This window comes from Aeromicrobium stalagmiti, from assembly GCF_013283745.1.
GTDB lineage: Bacteria > Actinomycetota > Actinomycetes > Propionibacteriales > Nocardioidaceae > Aeromicrobium > Aeromicrobium stalagmiti.
The window spans coordinates 168,851-180,347 of the sequence record NZ_JABSTZ010000003.1 but is presented as its reverse complement, the minus strand read 5'-3'; the positions used below and the strand labels follow the sequence as shown (position 1 = coordinate 180,347).

Genomic DNA, 11,497 nt, shown 5'->3' with positions numbered 1-11,497 from the left:
CATGGCGATGACGGCCCAGGTGAAGGCAGAGCTGGCCAACACCTCCATCACGAAGTCATGCTGCCGCAAGGCAGAGGTCTCCTCGATCCTGCGCTTCTCCGGCGGGCTCCACATCGTCTCGGGACGCATCGTCGTCGAGGCCGAGCTCGACACCGGCGCAGCAGCCCGCAGGCTCCGCAAGGACATTGCGGAGATCTACGGCCACGACAGCGAGGTCCTCGTGATGCAGAACGCCGGCATCCGCAAGGACACCCACTACGTCGTCCGGGTCTCCAAGGACGGTGAGGCGCTGGCGCGCCAGACCGGCCTCATCGACGGCAGCGGACGGCCGATCCGCGGCCTCCCGCCGCAGGTCGTGTCCGGCTCGTCGTGTGACGCCGTCGCGGCGTGGCGTGGGTCGTTCCTCGCCCACGGATCGCTCACGGAGCCCGGCCGGTCGTCGGCGCTCGAGGTCAGCTGCCCCAGCCCCGAGTCGGCACTTGCCCTCGTGGGTGCCGCCCGCCGCGTCGGCATCAGCGCCAAGGCCCGCGAGGTGCGCGGCATCGACCGCGTCGTCATCCGTGACGGCGAGGCCATCGGCGCGCTGCTGACCCGTCTCGGTGCCCACGAGTCGCTGCTGGCCTGGGAGGAGCGCCGCATGCGCCGCGAGGTCCGCGCCACCGCCAACCGCCTGGCCAACTTCGACGATGCCAACCTGCGCCGTTCGGCCCGCGCGGCGGTGGCCGCCGGCGCCCGCGCGCAGCGCGCCCTCGAGATCCTCGGCGAGGAGGTTCCCGACCACCTCAAGATGGCCGGCAGCCTGCGCGTCGAGCACCGTCAGGCCAGCCTTGAGGAGCTCGGCCAGCTGCACGAGCCGGCGCTCACCAAGGACGCGATCGCCGGCCGCATCCGACGTCTGCTGGCCATGGCCGACAAGCGGGCCGAGGAGCTCGGCGTCCCCGACACCGAGTCCAGCCTCGGCGACGAGAGCCTCGCGGCCGACTGACCGGCTTTCTGGCCGGGAGGTGACTCGCCGGTACGGGATCGTTCTCGGTAGGGTGGGGGCGTTAATCCATCCCTTCCCGCAGGAGAGCTGTTTCCCGTGACCGTACGCGTAGGCATCAATGGATTTGGCCGCATCGGCCGCAACTTCTTCCGCGCGGCTCGTGCCGCCGGGGCAGACATCGAGATCGTCGCCGTCAACGACCTGACGGACAACAAGACGCTCGCGCACCTGCTGAAGTACGACTCGATCCTCGGTCGCCTCGACGCCGACGTGACGTACGACGACGAGTCGATCTTCGTCGGCGACCAGAAGATCGCCGCATTCGCCGAGCGCGACCCCGCCAAGCTCGACTGGGCCAGCGTCGGTGTCGACATCGTCATCGAGTCCACCGGCTTCTTCACCGACGCGACCAAGGCCAAGGCCCACGTCGACGGCGGCGCCAAGAAGGTCATCATCTCCGCGCCTGCCAAGAACGAGGACATCACGGTCGTGATGGGCGTCAACCACGAGCTCTACGACCCGGCCGCGCACACCGTGATCTCCAACGCGTCGTGCACGACCAACTGCCTCGCTCCGATGGCCAAGGCGCTCAACGACGGCCTCGGCATCGAGAAGGGCCTGATGACGACGATCCACGCCTACACCCAGGACCAGAACCTGCAGGACGCGCCGCACAGCGACCTGCGTCGCGCCCGTGCTGCCAACCTGAGCATCATCCCGACGTCGACCGGCGCCGCCAAGGCCGTCAGCCTCGTCCTCCCCGAGCTCAAGGGCAAGCTCGACGGCTACGCGCTCCGTGTCCCCGTGCCCACCGGCTCGGCCACCGACCTGACGTTCACCGCCTCGCGCGAGACGACGGTCGAGGAGGTCAACGCGATCGTCAAGGCGGCTGCCGAGGGCGCCATGAAGGGCTTCCTGGTCTACACCGAGGACGAGATCGTCTCGGCCGACATCGTGACCGACCCGTCGTCGTGCATCTTCGACTCCGGCCTCACCAAGGTCATCGGCGACCAGGTCAAGGTCGTCGGCTGGTACGACAACGAGTGGGGCTACTCCAACCGCCTCGCCGACCTCGTCGTGCACGTCGGCGCAAGCCTTTGAGCATCACGACGATCCAAGGTCTGGGCGACCTCCGCGGCAAGCGGGTGCTGGTCCGCAGCGACCTCAACGTCCCGCTCGACGGATCGACGATCACCGACGACGGTCGCGTGCGCGCGAGCGTCCCGACGATCAAGGCCCTGTCCGACGCAGGTGCGCGCGTCCTCGTGACGGCGCACCTGGGTCGTCCCGACGGCACGCCCGACGAGAAGTACTCGCTGGCTCCCGTCGCTGCCCGGCTCGCCGAGCTGCTGGGATCGCCGGTCCAGCTCGCGTCCGACACCGTCGGTCCTGATGCACAGCGCATCGCGTCCGGGCTCGAGGACGGGCAGGTCGCCGTGCTCGAGAACGTCCGCTTCAACGTCGGTGAGACCAGCAAGGACGATGCCGTCCGCGGTGCGTTCGCCGACGAGCTCGCGGCCCTGGCCGACGTGTTCGTCTCCGACGGGTTCGGGGTCGTGCACCGTAAGCAGGCCAGCGTCTACGACATCGCCACCCGGCTCCCAGCCGCGGTCGGCGGTCTCGTCGAGGCCGAGGTCACGGTGCTCAAGCGCCTGACCGAGTCGCCCGAGCGTCCCTACACGGTCGTGCTCGGCGGCTCGAAGGTCTCCGACAAGCTTGGCGTCATCGACAACCTGCTCGACAAGGCCGACAACCTGCTGATCGGCGGCGGCATGGTCTTCACCTTCCTCAAGGCCCAGGGCCACGAGGTCGGCAAGTCCCTGCTCGAGGAGGACCAGCTCGACATCGCGCGCGGCTACATCGAGCAGGCCAAGGCGCAGGGCGTCACGCTCCTGCTCCCGACCGACATCGTCGTCGCCCCCGAGTTCAAGGACGAGGGAGCATCGGTCGTCGCGGCCGACGCGATCCCGACCGACCAGCTCGGGCTCGACATCGGACCCGACTCGGCCGCTGCGTTCGCGGAGGTCATTCGAGGCTCCAGGACGGTGTTCTGGAACGGCCCGATGGGCGTGTTCGAAATGGCATCGTTCGCCGCCGGCACCAAGGCCGTGGCACAGGCGCTCACCCAGGTCGATGGACTCTCGGTCGTCGGTGGGGGAGACTCGGCGGCAGCCGTGCGCCAGCTCGGCTTCGCGGACGACCAGTTCGGTCACATCTCCACCGGTGGTGGCGCGTCCCTCGAGTACCTCGAGGGCAAGACGCTCCCCGGACTCACCGTCCTCGCATCACCGAGCCCCGAAGGGACTGACGCATGACCTCCGCCCGCAAGCCCCTCATGGCCGGCAACTGGAAGTCCAACCTCGACCACCAGGAAGCACTGGTGCTCGTCCAGAAGCTCGCGTGGACGCTGCAGGACAAGAAGCACGACTACGAGCTCGCCGAGGTCGTCGTCGTCCCGCCGTTCACCGACCTGCGCAGCGTCCAGACGCTGGTCGACGGTGACCACCTGTCGATCCGCTACGGCGCGCAGGACGTGTCCGAGCACGACGGCGGCGCCTACACCGGTGAGGTCACGGCGGCCATGCTGGCCAAGCTCGGCTGCTCCTACGTCGTCGTCGGTCACTCCGAGCGTCGCGAGTACCACGGCGAGAGCGACCAGCTCGTCAACGTCAAGGCCACCAAGGCCCTGGCAGCAGGCATGAGCCCGATCGTGTGCGTCGGCGAGGGCCTCGAGGTCCGCCAGTCCGGCGAGCACGTCGCCTACACGCTCGACCAGATCGACGGTTCGCTCACCGGTCTGACCGCCGAGCAGATGGCCTCGGTCGTCATCGCTTACGAGCCGGTCTGGGCCATCGGGACGGGTGAGGTCGCCACTCCCGAGGACGCGCAGGAGGTGTGTGCGGCGATCCGTGGGCGTGTCGAGGAGACCTGGTCGTCGGAGGTTGCCGCCGCAACGCGTATTCTTTACGGCGGATCGGTCAAAGCGGCGAACATCGCCGCCATCATGGCGAAGTCGGACGTCGACGGCGCCCTGGTCGGCGGAGCAAGCCTCCAGGCGGAGGAGTTCGCCGGTATCGCCCGGTTCTATGCCATGCCGGACCTGTCCGGCGCCTGACAACGAAGGCCCCACAGTGATTGCAACATTCTCGATCCTCCTGGCGATCAGCAGCGTGCTGATGATCGTCCTGGTCCTCATGCACAAGGGACGCGGTGGCGGTCTCTCCGACATGTTCGGTGGCGGCGTCTCCAGCTCGCTGGGCGGCTCGTCGGTCGCCGAGCGCAACCTCGACCGGATCACGGTCGGTATCGCAGTCGTCTGGGTCGTGTGCATCTTCGCACTCGGCCTGCTCCTGAAGGTGAGTAACTAGTGGCAGCAGGTGCAATCCGGGGCAGCCGCATCGGTTCTGGCCCCATGGGCGAGGCCGAGCGCGGCGAAGCAGCCCCGCGGCAGTTCGTGACGTTCTTCTGCATCAACAACCACACGACCGAGCTGCAGTTCGCCATCGAGGCCGAGGTGCCGGAGTCGTGGGACTGCCCGCGGTGCGGCATGCCGTCCAGCGTGGACGCTGACAACCGTCCGACGGCCAAGAAGATCGAGCCCTACAAGACTCACCTGGCCTACGTGAAGGAGCGCCGCTCCGAGACCGAGGCCGACGAGATCCTCAAGGAAGCCGTCGAGATGCTGCGCAGCAAGCGCAAGTCCGGCGAGGTCATCTTCTAGACCCCGAGGGACGGTTTACCACGGTCCCTCAGCAAGTGTCGTCTGCCCGAGGGAGATATCCCTCGGGCAGACGACGTTTGCACCGGGGGGACGGCCGATCCGTTCAGTTTGCGTAGGGACCGTGGTAAACCGTGGCGGGGGTCAGGGCAGCTTGGCGTCGAGGAACTCGACGACCTGGGTGACGAAGACGTCGTTGTCGTCACCGGCGACCATGTGGCCGGCCGCAGCCTCGCGGACGACCGCGTGCGGGATGAGCGACTGCAGGTGGGCCGCGCCGTCGGCGGAGATGACGTCGGACGACTGGCCCCGCACGAGCATCGTCGGCACGGCGACCGCCGCGGCAGCCGCGTCGAGGCGTGCCTCGCGTGCCTCGCGACGGGGCTCGTCGCCGCGGTCGAGGAAGGCGGGGTCCCAGTGCCACCGCCAGCGGCCGTCATCGCCCTGGCGGACGTTCTTGCGCAGGCCGTCAAGGTTTTGAGGGCGGGGTCGGTGCGGGTTGTAGGCGGCAACGGCGTCGGCGACCTCCTCCAGCGATGCGAAGCCGTCGGGCGCGGACGCCATGAACGACAGGATGCGGTCGACTCCGGCCGGCTCCATGCGGGTCGCGATGTCGACGAGCACCAGGGCCCTGGCCAGCGGCGCGTTCTCGCCCTCGGCGACGAGCGACGTGATGCCGCCCATCGACGCGCCGACCAGGACGGGTGACGCACCGATCTGGTCGATCACGTTGCGCAGGTCGGCGACGAGCCGGTCCATCGAGTAGTCGCCGGACGGGTCCCAGTCGCTGTCGCCGTGGCCCCGGGAGTCGAGCGCGTACGTCGTCCAGCCCGCCGCGGCGAACCGCTCGCCGCTGCGGCTCCACGAGTGACGGGTCTGCCCGCCGCCGTGGAGCAGCAGCACCGTGCCCCGGTCGCCGTCACCCTCCCAGCGGTCGGCAGCGATCGTGCCGGCCGTGCCGGCGAGCTTGACGGTCTCGGGGCTCACGCCGTGATCTCGGACGCCGCTGCCTCGTCGAGCAGCCACACGGTCTCGGTCAGGCCCCGGGCACCGACGGCCGGCGTGTCGTCGACCGTGCCGTCGCCGTGCGCACGCCCGACGGCCTCGGCCTTGCCGGCGCCGGAGACGAGCAGCCAGACACTGTGCGCGTGGTTGAGCGCGGGGAACGTCAGGGAGATGCGCTGCGGCGGGGGCTTGGGGGAGTCGAAGACCTCGACGACCCGCCGCGACGTCTCGCGCAGCTGCGGGTGGCCGGGGAACAGCGAGGCCACGTGGCCGTCGGGACCCATGCCGAGCAGCACCAGGTCGAAGGGCTCGTCGGGAAGGACGGCCGCATAGCTGTCGGCAGCCTCGGCCATGCTGAGGTCGCACCCGTGCGCCGGCATGGCGTGGACGCGATCGTCGGGCACGCCCAGACGGCTGAGGAAGCTGTCACGGGCCTGCTGGTCGTTGCGGTCGGCATGCCCCTCGGGGACGAAGCGCTCGTCGCCCCAGAAGAAGTCGACGTCGGTCCAGTCGACGTCACCGGCCTGCAGCTGCTCGTAGGCGGCGGCCGCCACGGTGCCGCCGGTGAGGACGACGCTGGGACGGCGGCCCGTGCGCTGCACGTGGGCCAGGCGATCGGCGATGCGCTCGGCGATCGCGGTCGCCAGGGCCTCCGAGCTCGGCCAGACCTCGACCGTCATGCCTTCTCCTTGAGCATGTGGCGGATCGTCGCGGCATAGATGTCGTCGGCGTCGAGACGGCGCAGGTCCTCGGCCAGCAGCTCGGCGAGCGAGCGGGCGCCGAGCGGCACCTCGCGGGGCGAGGAGCCGGGCACGCTGAAGTGGCACGACACGGAGTCGATCCGCTCGATCACGACGTCGCCCTCGGTGGTCCGCAGCACGACCGACGCGATCTGCTCGGTGTCGCTGCGCTTGGCGGTGATCGGCACCTTGAGCCGGCTCTCCAGCCACGCCACGAGCAGCGCCGCGGCCGGGTTGGCGGTGCCGGCGACGACCGTGCCGCTGGTGACCGTGCCGGTCGTCTGGTCGAGCGCCGCGGCGAGCAGGGCGCGCCACGGCGTGAGGCGGGTCCACGACAGGTCGGTGTCACCGGGCTCGTAGGTGCGGGCAACCGCCTTGAGCGACCGGATCGGGGAGTCGGTGGCCTCGGCGTCGGTGAGCCGGCGTCGGGCGAGCTGCCCGATCGCGTCCTGCGACGGCTGGGTCGGCGGCTTGCCGGGCCACCACACCACGACGGGGGAGTCGGGGAGCAGCAGCGGCAGGACGACCGACTCGGCGTGCTTCGTGAGCTCACCGGAGATGCGCAGCAGGATGGACTCGCCCGACGAGTTCTCACCGACGCGCACCTTGGCGTCGAGCGCGGCCGAGCCGCGTCCGTCGCCGAGGATGACGCCGATCACGCGGGACGGGTGCTCGCGCGACAGGGTCGTGGCGGTCTTGAGCGCCTCGCTGACGGTGTGGTCGTCGGTGACGACCAGCAGGGTCAGCACCATGTCCATCGCCGGGCTGCCGGCGGCCGACCGGGCCTTGACGAGCGCGCGGGCGATCTTCGCCGAGTTGGTGTTCTCGAGTGCGATCTCCATTACGGGCGCCTCCAGGTGCGGCCGTCGCGGGCCATCATCGCGTCGGCGGACGGGGGTCCCCACGTGCCGGACGCATAGGTGTCGATGGTCTTGTCCTTGCGCCAGTGCTGGATGACCGGGTCGAGGATCTTCCAGGCCAGCTCGACCTCCTCGTGCTGCGGGAAGAGCGGCGGATCGCCCAGCAGCACGTCGAGGATGAGGCGCTCGTACGCCTCGGGGCTGCTCTCGACGAAGGCCCCGCCATAGGCGAAGTCCATGTTGACGTCGCGGATCTCCATCGTCGTGCCGGGCACCTTGGCGCCGAAGCGCAGCGTGACGCCCTCGTCGGGCTGGATGCGCATCACGAGGGCGTTCTGGCCGAGCTCCTCGACGTCGTTCTTGCTGAACGGCTGGTGGGGCGCCCGCTTGAAGACGACCGCGACCTCGGTGACGCGGCGTCCGAGGCGCTTGCCGGTGCGCAGGTAGAACGGCACTCCGGCCCAACGACGGGTCGAGACGTCGACGCGGATCGCCGCGTAGGTCTCGGCCCGCGAGCCGTCGGGGACGCCGTCCTCCTCGAGGTAGCCACGGACCTTCTCGCCGCCGGCCCAGCCGGCGAGGTACTGCGCCTGGGCCGTGTGCAGGTCCATGCGCGCCGGGGGACGGGCGTTGGCCAGGATCTTCTGCTTCTCCAGCCGCAGCGACGAGGCGTTGAACGAGACCGGCTCCTCCATCGCGATCAGCGCCATGAGCTGCAGCAGGTGGTTCTGGATGACGTCGCGAGCCGCGCCGATGCCGTCGTAGTAGCCCGCACGTGAGCCGATGCCGATGTCCTCGGCCATCGTGATCTGCACGTGGTCGACGTAGTGGTTGTTCCAGATCGGCTCGAACATCCCGTTGGCGAAGCGGAAGGCCAAGATGTTCTGGACCGTCTCCTTGCCGAGGTAGTGGTCGATGCGGAAGACCGACTCACGGGCGAACACGTCGGCGACGATGCGGTTGAGCTCCTCGGCCGAGGCGAGGTCGTGGCCGAACGGCTTCTCGATCACGACGCGGCGCCAGCCCTGGGTCGACTCGGCCAGACCATGCTTCTTGATCTGTGAGACCACGACCGGGAACAGGCCCGGCGGGATCGACAGGTAGAAGGCGTGGTTGCCGCCCGTGCCCTGCTGCTCGTCGAGCTCGGCCATCGTGTCGGCGAGGCGCTCCCACGCGTCGTCGTCGTCGAACTCACCCGGGACGAACCGGATGCCGGCCGCGAGCTGCTTCCAGACGGTCTCGCTCCACGGGGTGCGGGCACCGTCCTTGGCGGCCTGCCTGATCATCTTGGCGAACGTGTTGTCGCCGAAGTCCTGGCGGGCGAAGCCGACCAGGGCGAACCCGGGCGGCAGGAGCCCCCGGTTGGCGAGGTCGTAGACCGCGGGGATGAGCTTCTTCTTGGCCAGGTCGCCCGTGACGCCGAACATGATCAGGCTGCAGGGTCCCGCGATGCGGGGCAGCCGGCGATCACTGGGGTCGCGCAGGGGATTGACGTGGGGGGTCGTACCGGTCACGCCAGCAGCTCCCTGATCGTCGCGAGGCCCGCCGGCACGTCGGTCAGGTGCAGGCGGAGCACCGGACGTCCGTGGTCGCGCAGGACGGCGGCATCACCGGCGGCCTGCGAGTCGATGAACGAGCCGAAGGTGAAGTCGCGTCCGGCGATGGCGAGATCCTCCGCGGGTGCGCACGTGACCTGCAGGAACACGCCGTTGGGGGTGCCGCCCTTGTGGTACTGGCCGGTCGAGTGCAGGAACCGGGGTCCCCAGCCGAACGTGACCGGGCGGGCGAGCCGCTCGGCCGCGACCTCGCGCACGCCGGCGAAGTCGGCGTAGGCCAGTCGGTCGAGATAGACCTGGATCGCGAGGTAGCCGTGGTCGAGGTCGACCTGGTCGAGCAGCGTCTGCACGGCCTCGGCGAGCGTCGCGCCGGCGCCGTAGACGTCGATGCCGTTCTCGCTGAAGTCGGGGGAGGATACGGAGCCCTCGCCACCGAGCAGCTCGCGGGCGGCCTTCTTGGCGCTCTCGACGTCGGGCTGGTCGAACGGGTCGATGCCGATGATGCGGCCGGCCACGGCGACCGCGACCTCCCACAGGAGCATCTGCGCGCCGAGCTCGCCCTGCAGGTCGGCCGAGAAGCCGGACTGTGCCTCGGGCGGGCCGTCGCCGCCGATCGTCACGAGCACCGAGTCGGCCGTGCTGGGGTTGAAGTTGGTCGCGTTCTCGAACGGCACGACGACGGGCAGGATGCCCTTGCCGAGCTTGCCGGTCGACTCCGCGACGAGCTGCTCGATCCAGTCACCGACACCGTGCCGGGTCTGGTCGACCAGGACCAGCTTGTCGACGTCGTGCGCGTTGGCGACGCCCAGCATGACGCCGAGGCGCAGCGCGGGGTTGTCGGCGTCGTCGGAGTAGAGCCGCGACTCCTCCGTCTCGGCGCTGGCCAGCAGGGCCCCGATGTCGACACCGGCGAGACCGCTCGGCACGAGGCCGAAGGCGGTCAGGGCCGAGTAGCGACCGCCGACGTGGGGATCGGCCCGGAAGACGCGGTAGCCGGTCGAGGTGGCCTCCTCGTCGAGGGGCGACCCGGGATCGGTGACGACCACGATGCGCTCGAGCGGGTCGATGCCCGCCTCGGTGAACGCCTGCTCGTACGCCCGCCGCTGGCTGTCGGTCTCGACGGTGCCGCCGGACTTGCTCGACACCACGACGACGGACCGGTCGAGGCGGTCGGCGATCGCGGCCCGCACCATGTCGGGCTGCGACGAGTCGAGCACCGTCAGGTCGACGCCGGCGGTGTGGCAGATGACCTCGGGTGCGAGCGACGAGCCGCCCATGCCGCACAGGACGATGTGGTCGAGCCCCTTCGCGACGAGATCCTCGCGGAGCGCGGAGATCTCGGCGACGAGGGGACGCGACGACTCTGGCAGGTGCGTCCAGCTGAGCCGGATGCTCGCCTCCGACTCCGCGTCAGGACCCCACAGGGTGGGATCCTGGGCGTCGATGCGCGACGCCACACGGTCGTCGACGGCGCGCCGGAGCGCCTCGTCGAACTCGGACTGCGACGGGACGGTGAGGGCGACCCCGATCATCGGGCTCAGGCCTTGTCGAGCTCGGCGGCGACCGTCTCGAGCAGCTCGTTCCACGAGGTCTCGAACTTCTCGAGGCCCTCGTCCTCCAGCAGCTTGACGACCTCGTCGTACGAGATGCCCTCGCGCTCGAGCGCCGCGATCGCGTCGCGCGACTCCTCATAGGTGCCGTGCACGCGGTCGCCGATGATCTCACCGTGGTCGGCGACGGCCTGGAGGGTCTTCTCCGGCATCGTGTTGACGGTGTTGGCGACGACGAGCTCGGTGACGTAGAGCGTGTCAGGCAGGTTGGGGTCCTTGACGCCGGTCGACGCCCACAGCGGACGCTGCGCGTTGGCGCCCTGGGCCTCGAGCGCGGTGAAGCGGTCGGAGCCGAAGACGTCCTCGTAGGCCTCGTAGGCCAGGCGGGCGTTGGCGAGCGCCGCGGTGCCCCGCAGCGGGCTGTCGTCGGGCAGACGGCCGTCGACCTCGGTGTCGACGCGGCTGACGAAGAACGATGCGACCGAGTGGATCGTCGACAGGTCGCGGCCGGCGGCGGCCGCCTGCTCCAGACCGGTCAGGTAGGCGTCCATCACGCCGCGGTAGCGCTCGAGCGAGAAGATCAGCGTGACGTTGACGCTGATGCCCTCGGCGATGGCTGCCGTGATGGCCGGGAGGCCCTCGACGGTCGCGGGGATCTTGATCAGCAGGTTGGGCCGGCTGACGCGCTCCCAGAGGCGGTGCGCGAGCTTGATGGTGCCCTCGGTGTCGCGGGCGAGGTCGGGATCGACCTCGATCGAGACCCGACCGTCGACGCCGTTCGTCGCGTCGAAGACCGGCTTGAGGATGTCGCAGCCGTTCTGGACGTCGGTCGTCGTCAGCTCGAAGACGGTCGTGGCGACGTCGGCGCCGGACTCCTTGAGCTCCTTGACCTGCGGCGCGTACTTCTCGCCCTTGGACAGGGCCGCGGCGAAGATCGACGGGTTCGTGGTGACGCCGACGACGCCGGACTCCGCGACGAGCTCGGCGAGGTTGCCGGTCTCGATGCGCTCGCGGGACAGGTCGTCGAGCCAGATGGAGACTCCCGCGTCGGCGAGGGCCTTGAGACGGTCGTTCATGTGTGCT

Annotated in this window: 12 protein-coding genes; 6 read left to right on the top strand and 6 right to left on the bottom strand. The window is 69.8% G+C overall.

The window, feature by feature from the left end; genetic code table 11:
* The first annotated feature begins 1 nt into the window (after window position 1).
* From whiA to HQK15_RS13305, 6 genes are all read left to right on the top strand, one after another.
* Window positions 2-985 (top strand): DNA-binding protein WhiA, encoded by a 984-nt coding sequence (whiA, locus tag HQK15_RS13330; RefSeq protein ID WP_173491972.1) that lies wholly within the window; start codon window positions 2-4, stop codon window positions 983-985.
* A gap of 96 nt (window positions 986-1,081) precedes the next feature.
* A complete protein-coding gene (gene gap, locus HQK15_RS13325; protein ID WP_173491971.1) occupies window positions 1,082-2,086 on the top strand; it encodes a type I glyceraldehyde-3-phosphate dehydrogenase in 1,005 nt (334 codons plus the stop codon).
* Between the two features lie 2 nt (window positions 2,087-2,088).
* Window positions 2,089-3,300 carry a phosphoglycerate kinase gene (locus HQK15_RS13320; RefSeq protein WP_367649201.1) on the top strand — a complete coding sequence of 404 codons (1,212 nt, stop codon included), beginning with the start codon at window positions 2,089-2,091 and terminating at the stop codon, window positions 3,298-3,300.
* Entirely contained in the window at window positions 3,297-4,100 is an 804-nt protein-coding gene (gene tpiA, locus HQK15_RS13315; protein ID WP_173491969.1) for a triose-phosphate isomerase, read from the top strand. The genes HQK15_RS13320 and tpiA overlap by 4 nt, the downstream gene beginning before the upstream one ends.
* A gap of 16 nt (window positions 4,101-4,116) precedes the next feature.
* Window positions 4,117-4,353 (top strand): preprotein translocase subunit SecG, encoded by a 237-nt coding sequence (gene secG, locus HQK15_RS13310; protein WP_173491968.1) that lies wholly within the window; start codon window positions 4,117-4,119, stop codon window positions 4,351-4,353.
* The gene (locus tag HQK15_RS13305; RefSeq protein WP_173491967.1) at window positions 4,353-4,706 is read left to right on the top strand and encodes an RNA polymerase-binding protein RbpA; all 354 of its coding nucleotides are present in this window, start codon (window positions 4,353-4,355) and stop codon (window positions 4,704-4,706) included. Before secG ends, HQK15_RS13305 begins: the two co-directional genes overlap by 1 nt.
* Window positions 4,707-4,847: 141 nt before the next feature.
* Here the strand turns inward: HQK15_RS13305 and HQK15_RS13300 are convergent, their stop codons facing one another.
* The 6 genes from HQK15_RS13300 to tal are packed head-to-tail and all read right to left on the bottom strand — an operon-like array spanning window position 4,848 to window position 11,490.
* Entirely contained in the window at window positions 4,848-5,690 is an 843-nt protein-coding gene (locus tag HQK15_RS13300) for an alpha/beta fold hydrolase (RefSeq protein WP_173491966.1), read from the bottom strand.
* The gene (pgl, locus tag HQK15_RS13295; RefSeq protein ID WP_173491965.1) at window positions 5,687-6,388 is read right to left on the bottom strand and encodes a 6-phosphogluconolactonase; all 702 of its coding nucleotides are present in this window, start codon (window positions 6,386-6,388) and stop codon (window positions 5,687-5,689) included. Before pgl ends, HQK15_RS13300 begins: the two co-directional genes overlap by 4 nt.
* Window positions 6,385-7,290 carry a glucose-6-phosphate dehydrogenase assembly protein OpcA gene (locus HQK15_RS13290; protein WP_173491964.1) on the bottom strand — a complete coding sequence of 302 codons (906 nt, stop codon included), beginning with the start codon at window positions 7,288-7,290 and terminating at the stop codon, window positions 6,385-6,387. Before HQK15_RS13290 ends, pgl begins: the two co-directional genes overlap by 4 nt.
* Window positions 7,290-8,822, bottom strand: a complete 1,533-nt coding sequence (gene zwf / locus HQK15_RS13285) for a glucose-6-phosphate dehydrogenase (protein WP_173491963.1) — start codon at window positions 8,820-8,822, stop codon at window positions 7,290-7,292. The genes HQK15_RS13290 and zwf overlap by 1 nt, the downstream gene beginning before the upstream one ends.
* Window positions 8,819-10,396, bottom strand: a complete 1,578-nt coding sequence (locus tag HQK15_RS13280) for a phosphoglucose isomerase-related protein (RefSeq protein WP_173491962.1) — start codon at window positions 10,394-10,396, stop codon at window positions 8,819-8,821. Before HQK15_RS13280 ends, zwf begins: the two co-directional genes overlap by 4 nt.
* Before the next feature lie 5 nt (window positions 10,397-10,401).
* A complete protein-coding gene (gene tal / locus HQK15_RS13275; protein WP_173491961.1) occupies window positions 10,402-11,490 on the bottom strand; it encodes a transaldolase in 1,089 nt (362 codons plus the stop codon).
* Between the last annotated feature and the right edge of the window lie 7 nt (window positions 11,491-11,497).

Coding starts and splice junctions, on each gene's coding strand:
- whiA (WP_173491972.1), top strand. CDS start 2: ATGGCGATGACGGCCCAGGTGAAGGCAGAGCTGGCCAACACCTCCATC.
- tpiA (WP_173491969.1), top strand. CDS start 3,297: ATGACCTCCGCCCGCAAGCCCCTCATGGCCGGCAACTGGAAGTCCAAC.
- pgl (WP_173491965.1), bottom strand. CDS start 6,388: ATGACGGTCGAGGTCTGGCCGAGCTCGGAGGCCCTGGCGACCGCGATC.
- HQK15_RS13290 (WP_173491964.1), bottom strand. CDS start 7,290: ATGGAGATCGCACTCGAGAACACCAACTCGGCGAAGATCGCCCGCGCG.
- HQK15_RS13280 (WP_173491962.1), bottom strand. CDS start 10,396: ATGATCGGGGTCGCCCTCACCGTCCCGTCGCAGTCCGAGTTCGACGAG.
- tal (WP_173491961.1), bottom strand. CDS start 11,490: ATGAACGACCGTCTCAAGGCCCTCGCCGACGCGGGAGTCTCCATCTGG.